Here is a 17,157-nt window from a genome sequence, read left to right on the forward strand (position 1 = left end):
TCCCCCTCCCGAATTGTCTCCTCCGGGCGGCATGTTGCGCGAGATGACGGCCCGCCGCTAGCCCCCGCGTCCCAGATAGGCGGCCAGCGCCGGCGGCGGATCGGCCAGCAGCGGCGCGGTGTCGAAGGGGCCCTGCGTCCGGCCCTCGGCCACGACCAGGGCGTGGGGGGCAAAACGCAGCGCATCGGCGGGATCATGCGTGACCAGAAGGACCAGCGATCCGGACTCGGCTGCGATCTCGGCCACGAGGTCCAGCATCTCGGACTTGAGCGCAGGGCCCAGCGCCGCGAAGGGTTCGTCCAGCAGCAGCATCGGCCGCGCCCGCAGCAGCGCCCGCGCCAGCGCCACCCGCCCCTGCTGCCCGCCCGACAGCGCATGGGGCTTGCGTGCGCCCATCCCGGCCAGGCCCACGCGTTCAAGCGCGCGGTCGATGCGCGCGTGATCGGCGCGTGTCAGCCGCAGCGCGGGCGAGATCCCCAGCCCCAGATTCTGCGCCACGCTCAGATGCGCAAACAGGTTCTGGTCCTGGAACAGGATCGACAGCGGCCGCGCCCCGGGCTCGAGCGGGGCCAGATCGCGCCCCTCCCACAGGATGCGGCCCGCGGCCAGCGGCACGAAGCCCGCCACGGCTCCCAGCAGCGTGGACTTGCCCGCCCCCGACGGGCCAAGGACGGCCATGCGCGCGCCGGGTGCCAGCGACAGATCGGCCGCAAGCTGCCAGTCGCCCTGCCGGATCTTCACCTCCTCAAGCCGAAGCACGGCGTCCCCCCTGATCGAAGGCCCAGAACAGCGCGAAGGTCAGCGCCACCAGAAGCGTGGCCGCCGCCGCCGCGGCGTCAAGGCGATACGAACCCATCAGCCCATAAAGGTAGAAGGGCAGCGTCGCGCGGTCAGGTGCTGCAAAGAGCGCGATCACCCCCAGATCCCCCATCGAGAAGGCCGCCGCCACGCCCCCGGCAAAGCCCAGCGGCCGCGCCAGCCGCGGCAGCACCAGCAGCCGCAGCCGGGCCAGCCCGCGCAGGTCCAGCGCCGCAGCCAGCCGCCCGTAATCGTCGCGCAGCTGGCGCGCGGGCGGGATCAGGATGCGCAAGGCAAAGGGCACCGACAGCGCCGCATTGACCGCAAGCGTCACCGGAAGCGCCAGATCCGCGGGCGCGGCCAGCGGGCGCAGCAGAAGAAAGAGCCCCGTCCCCAGCACCAGCGGCGAGGCCACGAGCGGCAGCATTCCCGCCAGTTCGAGCCCGCGCCCGCCGCGCGCCACCCCCAGCGCCAGCGGCAGCGCCAGCACCAGCGTCAGCACCCCCGAGCCCACCGCCACCCACAGCGAGCGCGCCGCGGCAGGCCAGATGCCGGGCGGCAGATCGGCCAGCCCCGCAAGCCCCCGCGCTGTCACCGCCGCCAGCGGCGCCAGCAGGAACAGCGTTGCCAGCGCGATGGCCAGCCCGTCGCCCAGCCGCCGCCAGCCGCCCGGCGCGGGCAGCGCGCGGCCCTGCTCGAGGCCGGCGCCCAGGGGCTCGGGGCGGGCCACCCGCGCCGCCGCGGCCAGCGCGGCAAGGCACAGCGCCACCTGAAGCAGCCCCAGACTGGCCGCGCGGCCGGGGTCGAAGTCGAAGCGGAACGCCTGATAGATGGCCAGTTCCAGCGTGGTGGCGCGCGGCCCGCCCCCCAGCGTCATCGCCACGGCGAAACTGGTCAGACAGACCAGGAACACCGCCAGCACCGCGCCCGGCAGCACGGCGCGCAGCATCGGGCGTTCCAGATGCCGGGCGATCTCGGCCGGGCCGAAGCCCAGGCTGCGCGCCAGGCGGATGCGCTCGGCCGGGATCGTGGCCCAGCCTTGCAGGATCATCCGCGCCGCGAAGGGCAGGTTCAGGAACACATGCGCCAGAACCACGCCCTGCGGCCCATAGATCGACAGCGTGGGCAGGCCCAGCGCGTCCAGCCCGCGGTTCAGCGCGCCCGAGCGCCCGAAGACCGCGATCAGCGCCATCACCGCCACGATGACCGGCATCAGGAAAGGCGCCCCCAGCGCGGTCACGAAGGCCTGCCGCCCCGGCCAGCGCCGCCGCGCGATGGCCCGCGCCAGCGGCACCGCCAGCGCAACCGAGATCAGCGCCGAGGCCCCCGCCTGCATCAGCGTGAAGCGCAGCGCCCCCAGATCCGATCCGCGCAGACCGCCGAAGCCCCCCGCCTGGCGCGCCACCGCCCCCAGCGTGCCCAGCACCAGAAGCGCCAGCGCCCCCGCCGCAAGGCCCGCCGGAAGGCCTGCGCTCAGCCGCCGAAGGCCGCCAGCCATTCGTCCAGCGCGGGCCGCCGCAGCGCCTCGGCCTCGGTCTCGGAATAGAACAGCGTCCGGGCCGGGCGCGGCAGGGTGCGAAAGCCCTCGGGCAGGCTCTCGGGGGTGAAGCGCGCCGGATAGGACCAGTTGGCGGTGGCGATCATGCCCTGGAAATCGTCGGACATGATATAGGCCATGAAGGCTTGGCCCAGCTCGGGCTGGTCCGAGGTGGCGATCCGCGCCGCCAGCTCGGTCATGAAGTAATGGCCTTCGGGGAAGATGGCGGCATGCTTGGTCGTGTCGCCCTCGGCGATGATGTGATAGGCGGGCGAGGTGGTGTAGCTCATCACCATGTCGGCCTCGCCCTCGGAGAACAGGCCATAGGATTCCGACCAGCCCTTGGTCACGGTCAGCACCTTGGGCGCCAGCTTCGCCCAGGCGGCGGGGGCCTCGTCGCCATAGACCGCCTTGACCCACAGCAGCAGCGCCAGCCCCGAGATCGACGACCGCGGATCCTGGATCACGATCTTCAGATCGTCGGGCGCCTCCAGCAGTTCGGCAAAGCTTTTCGGCGGGTTCGCCAGCCGCGTCTCGTCATAGACAAAGGCGGTCTCGCCCCAGTTGAAGGGCAGGAAAATGTCGTCGCTCCAGGCGATCGGCAGCGTCAGCGCCGAGGTATCCTGCCCATGCGGCGCAAAAAGGCCGGTGGCGCGTGCGCGCGCGGTCACATCCGTGTTGAGCCCGATCACCGCATCGGCTTCGGTGGTTGCGCCTTCCAGCATCAGCCGGGGCAGCAGATCGCCCGTCACGAAGCGCAGATCGCAGCCGCAGGTCTTCTCGAAGCCCGCCTCGATGGCCGGACCCGGCCCCCAGTCCGAGGCAAAGTAATCGGGCGCATAGACGGTGAAGACAGGCGTTTCATCGGCCACGGCAGAGGTGGCGATCAGAAGGCCCGCAAGCATCAGAGGTGTTTTCATGTCTCTCACTCCTTGGCTTCCGGGCGGAGCGAGGCAGGGGGCCGCATGGACCCGTTCCCTTCCCTCCGCCGGTGCTAACCGGTTCAGGTTCGACGGGTTCGCAGGCCGCGCCTGCATCTCAGCCCCCATCCGGGGCACCCCGAGGTGGCTGCGACAATAAGGCCCGGCGCGGGTGCTTCAAGCGAAATCGTGCGCCCGGCGCAGCTGCGCGGGACTTGAGCGCGGGGCGCCGGGCGGCTAAGCGGAGATTGAAACGGGAGGGCGCCATGAGCTTCAACACCTTCGGACATCTGTTCCGCGTCACCACCTGGGGCGAAAGCCACGGGCCCGCTCTTGGCGCCACGGTCGACGGCTGCCCGCCCGGCATCGCGCTGGACGAAAGCCTGATCCAGCCCTTCCTCGACCGCCGCCGGCCGGGGCTCAACGCCATGACCACCCAGCGTCAGGAGCCCGACCGCGTGCGCATCCTGTCGGGGGTCTACGAGGGGCGCACCACCGGCACGCCGATCCAGTTGATGATCGAGAACACCGACCAGCGCAGCCGCGATTATTCCGAGATCGCGCGGACCTTCCGCCCGGGTCACGCCGATCTGGCCTATCACCTGAAATACGGGCTGCGCGATCCGCGCGGCGGCGGCCGGTCCAGCGCGCGTGAGACCGCGGCGCGGGTGGCGGCGGGGGGCGTGGCGCGGGCGGCGCTGTCCGCGCTTCTGCCCGATCTCGAGATCCTGGGCTACATGGTGCAGATGGGCGCCAAGACCATCGACCGCAGCCGCTTCGACGCCGACGAGATCGCGCGCAACGATTTCTTCGTGCCCGATGCCGGCGTGGTGGCGGAATGGACCGAATATCTGCGCCGCCTGCGCAGCGATGCCCACGATTCCGTCGGCGCCGTGGTCGAGGTGGTGGCGCGTGGCGTGCCCGCCGGTCTGGGCGCGCCGATCTATGCCAAGCTCGACACCGACCTTGCCGCCGCGATGATGTCGATCAACGCGGTCAAGGGCGTCGAGATCGGCGCCGGGATGGCCGCGGCGGAACTGACCGGCACCCAGAACGCCGACGAGATCCGCATGGGCGAGACCGGCCCGGAATTCCTGTCCAACCACGCCGGCGGCATCCTGGGCGGCATCTCGACGGGGCAGGAGGTCGTGGTTCGCTTCGCGGTCAAGCCGACCTCGTCGATCCTGACGCCGCGCCGTTCGATCGACATCGAAGGCAACCCGGTCGATGTGGTCACCAAGGGCCGGCATGACCCCTGCGTGGGCATCCGCGCCGTGCCCGTGGCCGAGGCGATGATGGCCTGCGTGCTGCTGGACCACCTGCTTCTGGATCGCGGCCAGACCGGCGGCCAGCGCGGCCGGATCGGCCCGCAGGGCTGACCGCGCGGCGCCCGTCCGCGCGGTCCCGGCGGGTTCAGGCGCGCATCCGCGCCATCTGCACCGCCAGGATCCCCGCGGCGATGATCGCCACGCCCAGCATGTCCATCGGCCGCACCGCCTCGCCCAGGAAGACCGCCGCCACCGCGACGCCGAAGAAGGGGTTGAGGAAGTGGAAGGTCGAGGCCTTGAGCGCCCCGATCCGCGCCACCAGCCGGAACCACAGCCAGGTGGCAAACAGCCCCGGCACGATCGTCGTATAGGTGAAGGCCGCGATCAGGCGCGGGGTCCAGTGCACGGCATGGGGCTCGAAGATGGCCGAGACGACGCCCAGGATCGCCGCGCCCACGAACATCTGCAAGCCCACCACCATCATCACGTTGCCGCCGCCGGTGGCGCGCACGGTCAGCGTGGCGATGGCCAGCGCCAGCACCGCGATCAGGCACAGCACGATCCCCAGCGGATCGCTGCCGCCCTGAAGCCGCGCGCCCATGATGAGAACGCCCCCCGCCATGCCGGCAATCAGCCCGATCACCCCCAGCGGGCGGATGCGCTCGCCATGCACCAGCCAGCCCAGCAGCGCCACGACCAGCGGCATCCCCGAGGCGATGATCGCCGCGGCCGAGGCCTCGATCCATTGCATGGCGGTGAAGTTCAGCCCCAGATAGAGCGCGTTCTGGCACAGCCCGAAGACCAGCACCACGCGCCATTGCGCGCGCGTCAGCCGGAAGCTCTGGCCCAGCGCCAGCGCGATCAGCACGCCCAGACCGCCGGCAATGGCAAAGCGCGCCGCCGAGGCCAGCAGCGGGGGCGCATCGGCCACGATCATGCGCGCCGAGGTGAAGGCCGACGACCAGATGAAGGCGAAGGTCAGCCCCATCAGGACGGCCTTTGCGTCGAAGCTGCGCGGCTCGCTCATGTGCTCAACGCTCCGCCAGCGCCTGCATGGCGATCAGCGGGAAGAACGCCCCGCCTGAGCGCAGCCCCAGCATCTGCCGGCCGTCCACGTCTTCGGGTTCGGCGATCTCGACCAGCCGGTAGAAGGTCTTGCGGTCGATCAGCGCCTCGAGACCCGCGCGCACCATGACATAGGGCCGCGGCGCCGCATCGGTGCCGGCCAGGCGCAGCGGATGCTCGGGCCCGGCCAGAACCTCCTCGCCCAGGTTGGTGGTGAAGGTCAGCCCCGCGGGCCCGGCCTCGGCATCGACGGCGACGAAGGGCGCATCCTCGACGCGGATGCCCACCTTCTCGTGCGGGGTGACCAGGAAATAGCGGTCGCCCTCGCGCTTGAGGATCGAGCCGAACAGCCGCACCAGGGGCGCCCGCCCGATCGGGGTGCCCTGATAGAACCAGGTGCCGTCGGCGCGGATCTCCATGTCGATGTCGCCGCAGAAGGGCGGGTTCCACAGATGCACCGGGGCCGGTCCCTTGAACCGGGCGGCCGTCTGCGCAAGGCTGTCGGGGCTGGGGGCGTTCGTCGAGGGGGTCACGTTCGCTTGTGCTCCGCTGGTCGGGGTCATGGGGGCTTGGCGCGCCCCGCTCGGGGCCTGTATCACGAAGAGAAGCTTACAGCCACGAAAGGACGCTTGTCATGGCCGCATCGGCTCCGATCGAGGAAATCGAGGCGCTGGCCGAGAAGCTGGCCGCGGCGCGTGTCGCCATCGACCAGCGCTTCATCGGCCAGGAACGCGTGGTCGAGCTGGTGCTGACCGCGCTTCTGTCGGGGGGGCATGCGCTGCTGGTCGGCCTGCCGGGGCTGGGCAAGACGCTGCTGGTCGACACGCTGTCCCGGGTGATGGGGCTTGATGCCGGGCGCATCCAGTTCACCCCCGACCTGATGCCCGCCGACATCCTGGGGTCAGAGGTGCTGGAAACCGCCGCCGACGGCACCCGCGCCTTCCGTTTCGTGCCGGGGCCGGTCTTCTGTCAGCTTCTGATGGCCGACGAGATCAACCGCGCCAGCCCGCGCACGCAATCGGCGCTTCTCCAGGCGATGGCCGAGCGCGAGGTGACCGTGGCGGGGGTGCACCGCCCGCTGGGTCCGCCCTTCCACGTTCTGGCCACCCAGAACCCGATCGAGCAGGAGGGCACCTATCCCCTGCCCGAGGCCCAGCTGGACCGCTTCCTTCTCCAGATCGACGTGGACTATCCCGAGCGCGCCGCCGAGCGCGAGATCCTGCTGGCCACGACCGGGGTCGAGACCCGCGCCGCGCCGGCGGTCTTTGCCGCCCCCGATCTGGTGGCCGCGCAACGGCTGGTGCGGGCGATGCCGGTGGGCGAGGGTGTTCTCGAGGCCATTCTCGACGTGGTGCGCGCCTGCCGCCCCGGCACCCCCGAGGCCGCCCCCGCCGCCGAGGCGCTGGCCTGGGGGCCGGGGCCGCGCGCCGCCCAGGCCTTGATGCTGGGGGTGCGGGCGCGCGCGCTTTTGCGCGGGGCGCTGGTCCCCGGCCCCGAGGATGTGGCGGCGCTGGCGCGGCCCGTTCTCAGCCACCGCATGGCGATGGGCTTTGCCGCCCGCGCCCGCGGCGAGACGCTTTCGGGCGTGATCGAGGCGGTGCTGGCGCAGGCGCTGCCCGGCACGGATGTCGCCGCATGAGCCCGGCGCGCGCCCTGCCTGACGCCCACCTGCCCGGTCGGGCGGCCGGTCTGCGGGCGGGCGCCGAGGATCTGGGCGCGCGGGCCTCGGCGCTGCTGCTTTCCGCCGATCATCTGGCGGGGCTGGTGCAGATGGGCGCGCATGGCCGCCGTCGTGCCGGCGCGGGCGAGGCCTTCTGGCAATACCGCCCCGCGCAGGCCGGCGACACCGCGCGGATGATCGACTGGCGCCGCTCGGCGCGCGCCGACACCCCCTTCGTGCGCGAGCGCGAGGCCGAGGTCGCGCAATCGCTCCTGCTCTGGGTCGATGGCTCGGCGTCGATGGCGCTGCATGGCAAGGCCGCGCGTGCGCGTCTGCTGGCGCTGGCGCTGGCGCTTCTGGCCCTGCGCGCGGGCGAGGCGGCGGGGATCGCGGGCGCGCCCCTGCGCCGGGGGCATGCCGCGGGCGGCGATCTGGCGCTTCACCTCGAGGCCGCGGCGGGGGAGGGGGCGGCGGACGACCCGCCGGAATTCGGCGCGCCCGCGGGGTTTGACCTGCCCGCCAATGGCCGCGCGCTGGCGGTGTCGGATTTCCTGGGCGATCCCGCGCCGGTCGATGCGTTCCTTGCGCGCGCCGCCGCTTCGGGGGTGCGCGGGGTGCTGTTGCAGGTGCTCGACCCCGCCGAGGAGGCCTTTCCCTTCACCGGCCGGATGATCTTCGAAAGCCCCGCCGCCACCCGCCGGCGCGAGACCCAGGAGGCCGCCGAGCTGGCCGTGGCCTATCGCGCGCGGCTGGCCGAGCGGCGGGCGCAGCTTGACCGGGCGGCGCGCGGGGCGGGCTGGGTCTTTGGCACGCATCACCTGGGCCAGCCCCCGGCGGCGGCCCTTCTGTGGGCGCAGATGGCGCTGTCGGCGCCGCGGCCCGAGGGGCGCGGATGAGCGCGCGCCCCCGCCCTGAGCGCCGCGGCCCGGACCGGGGGCGGGCACGATGATCGCGGCGCTGGGCCTGGGCTTTGCCGCGCCCTGGGTGCTGTGGGGGCTTCTGGGGCTGCCGGTCCTGTGGCTGGTGCTGCGCGCGCTGCCCCCGGCGCCGCGGCGGCTGCGCTTTGCCGGGCTGGCGCTGCTCGACGGTCTGCCCGACGCTCCGCCGCAGGCGATCCGCACGCCCTGGTGGCTGGTGCTCTTGCGCGCGCTGGCGCTGGCGCTGGCGCTGATCGGCTTTGCCGGGCCGGTTCTGGGCCCTGTCGCCGCACCCGAGGGGGGCGGAACGGGCCCGCTGCTTCTGGTGGTGGACGATAGTTGGGCCGCCGCCCGCGACTGGCCCACGCGCCGCGCCCGTGCCGAAGATCTGGCCCGCGCCGCCGCGCTTTCGGGGCGGCCCGTGGCGCTTTTCACCCCCGCCGATCCGGGGCCCGCGTCGGTCTTTGCGCCCGGCGTCGATCTGGCCGGGCTGGCCCCGCGCCCCTGGCTGCCGCGCCGGCCCGAAGACGGCTGGGCCGCGCATCTGCCGCAAGGGTCTTTCGACAGTCTGTGGCTGTCGGACGGCGTGGACTGGCCAGGGCGCGCGCGGCTGCGGGCGGTGCTGGACGCGCGCGGGGCCCTGCGCATCGAGGAACCCGCCACGCCGCTGATCGCGCTGGGCCCGGCGCGCATCGAGGATGGGCAGATCCGGCTGCGGCTGACGCGGCTGGGGCCTGCGGGCGCGGTCACGGTGCAGGCGCTGGGCAAGGGGCCGGACGGCGCCGAAACCGTGCTGTCGCGTGCCGCGGCCGGGCCCGATGCCGCCGAGGTCGTCTTCGACCTGCCGGCCGAACTGCGCAACCGCATCACCCGCTTTGCGCTGGTGCCGGCGCAGGGCGCCCAGGGCGTGGTTCTGGCCGATGATGCGCTGCGCCGGCGCAAGGTGGCGCTGGTCGAGGGCGCGGGCACCCGCGAGGGGCTGGAGCTGCTGGCGCCCGATCTCTACCTGCGCGCGGCGCTTTCCGAGGGCGCCGATCTGGTCGAGGGCACGCTTCAGGACATGCTGCAAAGCGCGCCCGATGTCATCGTGCTGTCGGATGTGGCCAACCCGCCCGAGGCCGCCGCGCTGGCGCAATGGGTCGAGAAGGGGGGCGTGCTGATCCGCTTTGCCGGGCCGCGCATGGCGGCCGCACTGGCCGCGGCCGAGACCGGCGGGCCGGGGCGCTGGCGCGACGCCCCCGAGGATCCGCTCCTGCCGGTGCGTCTGCGCGGCGCCGGGCGCAGCGTCGGCGGCACGATGAGCTGGGGCGCGCCGCGGGCGCTTGCGCCGTTTCCCGAGGGCTCGCCCTTCGCCGGGCTGTCCGTGCCCGCCGAGGTCAGCGTGCGCCGCCAGCTTCTGGCCGAGCCGGGCCCCGAACTGGCCGCGCGCACCATTGCCGCGCTCGAGGATGGCACGCCGCTGGTCACGCGGGCGGCGCGCGGGGCGGGACAGGTGGTGCTGTTCCATGTCTCGGCCAATGCCGAATGGTCCTCGATCCCGCTGTCGGGACTGTTCGTGGCCATGCTGGAACGGCTGACGGCCTCGGCCCGCGTGGCGGGGGCGGATGGCGCCGCGGGGGCGGCACGCCTGCGGGGCCAGACCTGGGTGCCGGGGCCGGTGCTCGACGGATTTGGCGCGCTGCGCCCGGCCGAGGGCATGGCCGGTGTGCCGGGCGCGCGGCTGGCCGGGGCGGCGCCGGGGCCGGGCCTGCCGCCGGGGCTCTATCGCGCCGGGGCGCAGCAGGTGGCGCTGAACGTCGTGGGTGCGGACGCGCCGCAGCCTGCGCGCTGGCCCGACCGGCTGGCGCCGCGCACCGGCCCCGAGACCGCGGGCCGCGCGCTGGGGCCGCTGGCGCTGGTGGCGGCGCTGGCGCTTCTTCTGGCCGATGCGCTGGCGGCGCTGGCGCTTTCGGGGCGGCTGCGCGGGCGGGGGGCGGCCCTTCTTCTGCTGGTGCTGGCGGTGCCTTTGTCCGCGCCGCCCCTGCGCGCCGACGGGATGGACATTGCCCGCGCGACCGCCGCCGCGCGCGAGGTCGTTCTGGCCTATGTCGTGACCGACGATCCGCAGGTCGATGCCGCCTCCGAAGCGGGGCTGCGCGGCCTGTCGCAGACGCTGAGCCGGCGCACCGCGGTCGAGCCCGGCCCGCCCATGGCCGTTGATCTGGAAAACGACGACCTGGCCCTGTTCACGCTGATCTACTGGCCGGTGACGCCCGATCAGCCGGCGCCGTCCGGGGCGGCCTATGCGCAGCTCAACCGGTTCCTGGGGCGGGGAGGGATGATCCTTTTCGACACCCGCGACGGCGATGTCTCGGGCTTTGGTCTGACCTCGCCCGCGGGGGCGCGGCTGCGCGATCTGGCCGCGCCGCTCGATATTCCGCCGCTGGCTCCGGTGCCGGGGGATCACGTCCTGACGCGGTCGTTCTATCTGATCTCCGGCTTTCCGGGGCGCCATGAGGGCGCGCCGGTCTGGGTCGAGGCCCCCGCCGACCCCGCGGCCCCGGTCGAGGGCGGCTTTTACAACGCCAATGACGGGGTGACGCCGGTGGTCATCGGCGGCAACGACTGGGCCGCGGCCTGGGCGGTGGACGATCAGGGCCGGCCGATGTTTCCGCTGGGCGGGATCGACGGCGGCTGGGAGCAGCGCGAGATGGCCTATCGCTTCGGCGTCAATCTGGTGATGCATGTGCTGACCGGCAACTACAAGGCCGACCAGGTGCATGTGCCGGCGCTTCTGGAAAGGCTGGGGCAATGACCGGCCTCGACGTGATCCTGGCCCCGCATCTGCCGGTTCCGGTGCTGGTCGGGCTGGCGGCGCTGGCCGGGCTGGCCACGCTGGGCGCGCTGTGGCGCGGGCTGGGGGGCTGGGCGTTGCGCGGTCTGGGGCTGGGCCTTCTGATCCTGGCGCTGGCCGGGCCGATGCTGCGCCGCGAGCTGAGCGAGCCGCTCTCCGACATCGTGGTTCTTGTCACCGACGAGAGCGCCTCGCAGAACCTGGCCGACCGCGCCGAGGTCACCGCGCGCACCGCCGCGCGTCTTCAGGCGGCGCTTGCGGGCCTGCCGGGGGTGGAGCTGCGCCGCGTCACGCTGGGCGATGCGCCCGAGAACGGCGGCACGCGGATGGGCGCGGCGCTGGCCGGGGCGCTGGCGCGCGAGCCGTCCGCGCGGATCGCCGGGGTGATCGCGCTCAGCGACGGGGCGGTCCACGACCCCGAGTCCCTGCCCGCGCTGCCCGCGCCGTTCCATGTCCTGCTGACCGGGCATCGCGGCGAATGGGACCGCCGTCTGGTCCTGCGCGAGGCCCCCGCCTTCGGCATCATCGGCGAGGAACTGGTGATCGGCCTGCGCATCGAGGATCTGGGCGATGTGCCCGCATCCGTGACCGGGCGGGCGCGCATCGATATCTCGGTCGATGGCGCCCCGCCCGAAAGCTTCGAGGTGCCGGTGGGCCGTGACCTGGAACTGCCGCTGACGCTGGAACACGGCGGGCAGAACGTCGTCCAGATCAGCCTGCCCGAGGCCGCGGGCGAGATCACGCCGCGCAACAACGCCGCCGTGGTCCAGATCAACGGCGTGCGCGATCGGCTGCGGGTGCTGCTGGTCTCGGGCGAGCCCCACGCCGGCGAACGCACCTGGCGCAACCTGCTGAAATCGGATGCCTCGGTCGATCTGGTGCATTTCACCATCCTGCGTCCGCCCGAGAAACAGGACGGCGTTCCGGTCTCGCAGCTGGCGCTGATCGCCTTTCCGACGCGGGAATTGTTCCTCGAGAAGATCGACGAATTCGATCTGATCATCTTTGACCGCTACCGCGCGCGGGGCCTTCTGCCCGACACCTATTACGATTCGATCCGCGCCTATGTCGAAGCCGGCGGCGCGATCCTGGTGGCCGCGGGCCCCGAATTCGCCGGGGTCGAGAGCCTGTCGCATACCCCGCTGGGCGCGGTCCTGCCGGCGGGCCCCTCGGGGCGGGTCGAGGAGACCCCCTTCCGCCCCCGCGTGACCGAACTGGGCGCGCGCCATCCGGTGACCGCCGGGCTGATGCCCGATCCCGCGGCCGAGGCCGACTGGGGCCGCTGGCTGCGCCGGATCGACCTTGGCCCGGTCGACGGTCAGGTGGTGATGCGCGCCGGCGCCGATGGCGGCCCGCTTCTGGTGCTGTCGCGGGTGGGCAAGGGGCGCGTGGCGCTTCTGGCGTCGGATCAGGCCTGGCTGTGGGATCGCGGCTTCGAGGGCGGCGGCCCGCAGCAGGAGCTTCTACGCCGGATCGCGCATTGGTCGATGCAGGAGCCCGACCTCGAGGAAGAATCGCTCGAAGCGCGGGTGCGGCCCGGCAAGCTCGAGGCGCGCATCCTGCGCCGCACCCTGTCCGAGGAGACCCCCGATCTGACGATCACCACCCCCGCGGGCGCGGTGCTGACCCCCGAGCTGCGGCCCGACGGGCCGGGGCGTTTCGTGCTGGACTGGACCGCGCCGGAGCCGGGCCTTTACCGGCTGCGCTCGGGCGAGATCGCGCGCGTGCTGGGGCTGGGGCCGGCGGCGCCGCGCGAATACGAGATGCCGCTGGCCACCCAAGGCCCGCTGGCCGCGGCGGTGGCGGGCTCGGGCGGGGCGTTCCGGCGCCTTGAGGATGGCGTGCCGCAGATCCGGCTGGTGCGGCCGGGGGCGCAGGCGGCGGGGCGCGGCTGGATCGGGATCACCCCGCGCGACGCCCGCGCCGTGACCGGGATGGAGGTGCGCCCGCTCCTGCCCGAATGGGCCTGGGCGGTGCTGGTGGCGCTGGCCTTCGTGGCGGCCTGGCTGCTCGAGGGGCGGCGACGCTTGTCAAGACGGGCCTCTGCCCCCTAGAAACGTTCCACCGACAGGAGGCGGCCCCATGCAGATGCCCACCCCCGATCCCGCGATCCTGGCGCGCAAGCCGGCCATCGTTGCCCGTCTGCGCGCCGCGCTGGGCGCCGAGGGCGTGATCGACGATCCGGTCGAGACGCGCGCCTATGAATGCGATGCGCTCTCGGCCTATCGCACCCCGCCGCTGGCCGTGGTCCTGCCGCGCTCGACCGCCGAGGTGGCCGCCGCGCTGCGCATCTGCGCCGAGGAGAAGGTGCCCGTGGTGCCGCGCGGGGCGGGCACGTCGCTGGCGGGCGGGGCCATGCCCTCGGCCGATGCGGTGGTGCTGGGCGTCATGCGGATGCGCCGGGTGCTCGAGGTCAGCGCGCAGGACCGCGTGGTCCGCGTCGAGGCCGGGATCACCAATCTGGGCGTGTCGAACGCGGTCGAGCCCGAGGGCTTCTTCTACGCCCCCGACCCCTCAAGCCAGCTGGCCTGCCTGATCGCGGGCAATATCGCCATGAATTCCGGCGGGGCGCATTGCCTCAAGTATGGCGTGACCACCAACAACCTGCTGGGGGTGACGCTGGTCACCATGACGGGCGAGATCGTCGAGCTGGGCGGGCCCTTCTGCGATGCCGGCGGGCTTGATCTGCTGGGCGTCGTCTGCGGCTCCGAAGGGCAGCTTGGCGTGGTGACCGAAGCCTGGCTGCGCATCCTGCCCCGCCCGCGCGGCGCCCGCCCGGTGCTGATCGGCTTCGACAGCGCCGAGGCCGCGGGCGCCTGCGTGGCCGACATCATCCGCGCTGGGGTGCTGCCGGTGGCCATCGAATACATGGACCGCCCCTGCATCCGCGCGACCGAAGCCTTTGCCGGCGCGGGCTACCCCGATTGCGAGGCGCTCCTGATCGTCGAGGTCGAGGGCGGCCCCGAGGAAATCGCCGAGGAACTGGCGCTGGTCTCGGGGATCGCGCGCCGCCACGGCCCGGTCGAATTGCGCGAGAGCCGCTCCGAGGACGAGAGCCGCCGCATCTGGCTGGGGCGCAAGTCGGCCTTCGGCGCCATGGGCCAGATCAACGATTACATGTGCCTTGACGGCACGATCCCGGTTTCGGCGCTGCCCAAGGTGCTCTCCGAGATCGCCCGGATGAGCGCCGAGGCCGGGCTCGAGGTCGCCAATGTCTTCCACGCGGGCGACGGCAACATGCACCCGCTGATCCTCTATGATGCCAATGCGCCGGGCGATCTGGCGCGGGCCGAGGCACTGGGCGCCGACATCCTGCGGCTTTGCGTCGAGGTGGGCGGATGCCTGACCGGCGAACATGGCGTGGGCGTGGAAAAGCGCGACCTGATGGCGGCGCAATTCGTGCCCGCCGATCTCGAGGCGCAGATGCGCGTCAAGGACGTGTTCGATCCGGGGTGGCTCTTGAACCCGGCCAAGGTCTTCCCGCTTTCGGCCAGCGCGGGGCGGCGGGCATGACCGGCCGCCGGGACCGGGCCGCGGAGGGCGCCTGCCCTCCGGCGGGGCGCGGCCCCTCGATGGGGCCAAGCCCCGCTCCCACCTGCCTGCGGGGACAGATGCGATGAAACCCACCACCGAAGACGAGCTGGCCGAGGCCATCGCCACCGCCCGGGGCCCCCTGGCCATCCGCGGCGGCGGCACCCGGCCCGTGGGCGTGCCCACGGCGGGGGCGCAGGTGCTCGACACCACCGGCCTTGCCGGCGTCACGCTCTATGAACCCGCCGCACTGACGCTGGTGGTGCGCGCGGGCACACCCCTGTCCGAAGTCACCGCCCTTCTGGCCGCCGAGGGCCAGCGCCTGCCCTTCGAGCCCCCGGACTGGGGCGCGGCGCTCGGCGCGCCCGGCGGCTCGCGCATCGGCGGCGTGGTGGCGGCCAATGCCTCGGGTCCGGCACGGGTCGCGCTGGGGGCGTGCCGCGACGCGCTGATCGGGGTGCGTTTCGTCGATGGCACGGGCACCATCGTCAAGAACGGCGGCCGGGTGATGAAGAATGTCACCGGCTATGACCTGGCCAAGCTGATGGCGGGCAGCTGGGGCACCCTGGGCGTGCTGAGCGAGGTGGCCTTCAAGCTCCTGCCCGCCGCCCCCGAGACCGCGACGCTGGTCCTGCCCGGCCTGGGCGCAGAGGCGGCAGTGCCGGTCCTGTCGCGCGCGCTGGGCGCGCCGCTCGGGGTCACGGGCGCGGGCTGGATGCCGGGAACGGGGGCGCTCCTGCGCCTTGAGGGGCGCGGCGCGGGCCTGGCCGAACGGCTGGCCGCGGCGCGCGCGCTTTTCCCCGATCACGCGCTCGATCTCGCACCCGACCCCGTAGCCCCCTGGCGCGCGCTGGCCAGCCTGGCGCCGCTTGCGGCCCTGCCGGGCGATCTCTGGCGCATTTCGTGCCGCCCCTCCGAAGCCCCGGCGATCCTTGCGCGTCTGGGCCTGTCGCGCCTGGGCCTTGCGCGCCCGGGTCTTGCCGCCGGGCCGGCGCAGGCGGCGCCCGTCCTTCTGGACTGGGGCGGCGGCCTGATCTGGGCGCGCCTGCCCGAAGGCTGCGATGCGCGCGCGCTGGCCGCCCCCTTTGCCGGCCATGCAACGCGTTTCCTGCCCGCGGGGCCTGGCGCCTTTGCGCCCGAACCCGCCCCCGTCGCGGCGTTGTCGTGCGGGCTGCGGGCGCGCTTTGACCCGCAGGGCCGCCTCAACCCCGGCCGGATGGGCTGATGCGCCGCCCGGCCTTCCCCCTGGACGCGGCCCGATCCCGCTGCCACCCTCCCTTGCACTGAGCCACGGGGCATACGCGCGACATGCAGACCACCTTCACCCCCGAGCAGCTGGCCGATCCGGCCATCGCCCAGGCCAACCGCATCCTGCGGGCCTGCGTGCATTGCGGGTTCTGCACGGCCACCTGCCCCAGCTATCAGGTGCTGGGCGACGAACTCGACAGCCCGCGCGGGCGCATCTACCTGATCAAGGAAATGCTCGAGAGCGGCCGCCCCGCGGATGCCCGCATCGTGCGCCATCTCGACCGCTGCCTGGGCTGTCTGGCCTGCATGACCACCTGCCCCTCGGGGGTGGATTACATGCACCTTCTCGACCATGCCCGCGCCCATGCCGAGGCCACTTTCCGCCGCCCCTGGCATGACCGGCTGATGCGCGCGGTCCTGGCGCGGGTGCTGACCCATCCGGCGCTGATGCGGGGCGCGCTGCGGGTGGCGCGGGTGGTGCGCCCGCTGGGCGCCTGGCTGCCCGATGCCCGGTTGCGCGCGATGCTGGATCTGGCGCCGGCGCATCTGCCCGCGGCCCAGCCCGTGACCGAACCCGACCCGCCCGCGCCGAAACTGCGCGTGGCGCTTCTGCCCGGCTGTGCGCAGAAGGTGATGGACCCGGGCATCCATGCCTCGGCCACGCGGCTTCTGCGCCGCCTGGGCGCCGAGGTGGTCGAGCCCGCCCGCTTCGGCTGCTGCGGTGCGCTCGAACATCACATGGGCCGCACGGACGGCGCGATGGCCAGGGCCCGCGCCACGCTGGCCGCGATCCGCGACCTGGGCCCGCTCGATGCGATCGTGGTCACCACCTCGGGCTGCGGCACCACGCTCAAGGATTACGGGCATCTCTTCGCCGGCACCCCCGAGGCCGAGGCCGCCGCCGAGATCGCCGCGCGCAGCCGCGACATCACCGAGGTGCTGGAGGGGCTCGACTTTCCCGAGTGCCCCGACCGCGGGCTGGTCGTGGCCTATCACGCGGCCTGTTCGCTGCAACACGGCCAGAAGGTGACGGCGGCGCCCAAGGCGCTGCTGAAACGGGCGGGATTTGCGCTGCGCGATCCCGTCGATCCGCATCTGTGCTGCGGCTCGGCGGGCACCTACAACGTGTTGCAACCCGCCATCGCCGGCGAACTGGGCCAGCGCAAGCGCGCCAGCCTTACCGCGACCGGGGCCGATCTGATTGCCGCGGGCAACATCGGCTGCATGGTCCAGATCGGCAAGGATTGCGCGCTGCCGGTGGTGCATACGGTCGAGCTTCTGGACTGGGCGACGGGCGGGCCGCGGCCCGCTGCGCTGGGATAGCGCGCGCGGCGCCGCACGGCCTTGATCGCGCCCGATTTGCCCGCCATGGTGGCGCCG

At 73.3% G+C, this 17,157-nt stretch carries 13 protein-coding genes and 1 riboswitch; of the genes, 8 read left to right on the forward strand and 5 right to left on the reverse strand.

Features of this window, described 5'->3' with window-relative positions; all coding sequences use genetic code 11:
* Window positions 1–57 precede the first annotated feature (57 nt).
* From BW949_RS04705 to thiB, 3 genes are read right to left on the reverse strand one after another with little or no spacing between them, the layout of a single operon-like run.
* Window positions 58–759 carry a thiamine ABC transporter ATP-binding protein gene (locus BW949_RS04705; protein WP_076363802.1) on the reverse strand — a complete coding sequence of 234 codons (702 nt, stop codon included), beginning with the start codon at window positions 757–759 and terminating at the stop codon, window positions 58–60.
* Window positions 746–2,296, reverse strand: a complete 1,551-nt coding sequence (locus BW949_RS04710; RefSeq protein WP_076363803.1) for an ABC transporter permease subunit — start codon at window positions 2,294–2,296, stop codon at window positions 746–748. Before BW949_RS04710 ends, BW949_RS04705 begins: the two co-directional genes overlap by 14 nt.
* The gene (thiB, locus tag BW949_RS04715) at window positions 2,272–3,255 is read right to left on the reverse strand and encodes a thiamine ABC transporter substrate binding subunit (RefSeq protein WP_076363804.1); all 984 of its coding nucleotides are present in this window, start codon (window positions 3,253–3,255) and stop codon (window positions 2,272–2,274) included. Before thiB ends, BW949_RS04710 begins: the two co-directional genes overlap by 25 nt.
* Before the next feature lie 43 nt (window positions 3,256–3,298).
* Window positions 3,299–3,407, reverse strand: a riboswitch (TPP riboswitch).
* 114 nt (window positions 3,408–3,521) lie between these two features.
* Between thiB and aroC the strand changes: the two genes are divergently transcribed.
* On the forward strand, window positions 3,522–4,634 hold the full coding sequence (gene aroC / locus BW949_RS04720) for a chorismate synthase (protein WP_076363805.1): 1,113 nt from the start codon (window positions 3,522–3,524) through the stop codon (window positions 4,632–4,634).
* 34 nt (window positions 4,635–4,668) lie between these two features.
* Here the strand turns inward: aroC and BW949_RS04725 are convergent, their stop codons facing one another.
* Window positions 4,669–5,550, reverse strand: a complete 882-nt coding sequence (locus BW949_RS04725; RefSeq protein WP_076363806.1) for a DMT family transporter — start codon at window positions 5,548–5,550, stop codon at window positions 4,669–4,671.
* Between the two features lie 4 nt (window positions 5,551–5,554).
* Entirely contained in the window at window positions 5,555–6,151 is a 597-nt protein-coding gene (locus tag BW949_RS04730) for a DUF1285 domain-containing protein (protein ID WP_076363807.1), read from the reverse strand.
* A gap of 71 nt (window positions 6,152–6,222) precedes the next feature.
* Here BW949_RS04730 and BW949_RS04735 point away from each other — a divergent pair, with 71 nt between their 5' ends.
* From BW949_RS04735 to glcF, 7 genes are all read left to right on the forward strand, one after another.
* Entirely contained in the window at window positions 6,223–7,227 is a 1,005-nt protein-coding gene (locus BW949_RS04735) for an AAA family ATPase (protein ID WP_076363808.1), read from the forward strand.
* Window positions 7,224–8,144, forward strand: coding sequence for a DUF58 domain-containing protein (locus tag BW949_RS04740; RefSeq protein ID WP_076363809.1), 921 nt, complete (start codon window positions 7,224–7,226; stop codon window positions 8,142–8,144). Before BW949_RS04735 ends, BW949_RS04740 begins: the two co-directional genes overlap by 4 nt.
* 49 nt (window positions 8,145–8,193) lie before the next feature.
* Window positions 8,194–10,959, forward strand: a complete 2,766-nt coding sequence (locus tag BW949_RS04745; RefSeq protein ID WP_076363810.1) for a DUF4159 domain-containing protein — start codon at window positions 8,194–8,196, stop codon at window positions 10,957–10,959.
* Complete coding sequence (locus BW949_RS04750) at window positions 10,956–13,052, forward strand: glutamine amidotransferase (RefSeq protein ID WP_076363811.1); 2,097 nt, start codon at window positions 10,956–10,958, stop codon at window positions 13,050–13,052. The genes BW949_RS04745 and BW949_RS04750 overlap by 4 nt, the downstream gene beginning before the upstream one ends.
* 28 nt (window positions 13,053–13,080) lie before the next feature.
* Window positions 13,081–14,511, forward strand: a complete 1,431-nt coding sequence (locus BW949_RS04755) for an FAD-linked oxidase C-terminal domain-containing protein (RefSeq protein WP_076363812.1) — start codon at window positions 13,081–13,083, stop codon at window positions 14,509–14,511.
* Window positions 14,512–14,614: 103 nt separating this feature from the next.
* The gene (locus tag BW949_RS04760; protein WP_076363813.1) at window positions 14,615–15,754 is read left to right on the forward strand and encodes an FAD-binding protein; all 1,140 of its coding nucleotides are present in this window, start codon (window positions 14,615–14,617) and stop codon (window positions 15,752–15,754) included.
* An 83-nt stretch (window positions 15,755–15,837) separates the two neighbouring features.
* Window positions 15,838–17,100 carry a glycolate oxidase subunit GlcF gene (glcF, locus tag BW949_RS04765; protein ID WP_076363814.1) on the forward strand — a complete coding sequence of 421 codons (1,263 nt, stop codon included), beginning with the start codon at window positions 15,838–15,840 and terminating at the stop codon, window positions 17,098–17,100.
* Window positions 17,101–17,157: the final 57 nt, after the last annotated feature.

Origin of the sequence: Phaeovulum vinaykumarii (assembly GCF_900156695.1) — a bacterium.
Taxonomy (GTDB): domain Bacteria; phylum Pseudomonadota; class Alphaproteobacteria; order Rhodobacterales; family Rhodobacteraceae; genus Bieblia_A; species Bieblia_A vinaykumarii.

What these genes read in the sequence shown, in the direction of transcription:
- glcF (WP_076363814.1), top strand. Translation starts at nt 15,838, where the DNA reads ATGCAGACCACCTTCACCCCCGAGCAGCTGGCCGATCCGGCCATCGCC.
- BW949_RS04755 (WP_076363812.1), top strand. Translation starts at nt 13,081, where the DNA reads ATGCAGATGCCCACCCCCGATCCCGCGATCCTGGCGCGCAAGCCGGCC.
- thiB (WP_076363804.1), bottom strand. Translation starts at nt 3,255, where the DNA reads ATGAAAACACCTCTGATGCTTGCGGGCCTTCTGATCGCCACCTCTGCC.
- BW949_RS04710 (WP_076363803.1), bottom strand. Translation starts at nt 2,296, where the DNA reads ATGGCTGGCGGCCTTCGGCGGCTGAGCGCAGGCCTTCCGGCGGGCCTT.
- BW949_RS04740 (WP_076363809.1), top strand. Translation starts at nt 7,224, where the DNA reads ATGAGCCCGGCGCGCGCCCTGCCTGACGCCCACCTGCCCGGTCGGGCG.
- BW949_RS04760 (WP_076363813.1), top strand. Translation starts at nt 14,615, where the DNA reads ATGAAACCCACCACCGAAGACGAGCTGGCCGAGGCCATCGCCACCGCC.
- BW949_RS04750 (WP_076363811.1), top strand. Translation starts at nt 10,956, where the DNA reads ATGACCGGCCTCGACGTGATCCTGGCCCCGCATCTGCCGGTTCCGGTG.
- BW949_RS04725 (WP_076363806.1), bottom strand. Translation starts at nt 5,550, where the DNA reads ATGAGCGAGCCGCGCAGCTTCGACGCAAAGGCCGTCCTGATGGGGCTG.
- aroC (WP_076363805.1), top strand. Translation starts at nt 3,522, where the DNA reads ATGAGCTTCAACACCTTCGGACATCTGTTCCGCGTCACCACCTGGGGC.
- BW949_RS04735 (WP_076363808.1), top strand. Translation starts at nt 6,223, where the DNA reads ATGGCCGCATCGGCTCCGATCGAGGAAATCGAGGCGCTGGCCGAGAAG.
- BW949_RS04730 (WP_076363807.1), bottom strand. Translation starts at nt 6,151, where the DNA reads ATGACCCCGACCAGCGGAGCACAAGCGAACGTGACCCCCTCGACGAAC.
- BW949_RS04745 (WP_076363810.1), top strand. Translation starts at nt 8,194, where the DNA reads ATGATCGCGGCGCTGGGCCTGGGCTTTGCCGCGCCCTGGGTGCTGTGG.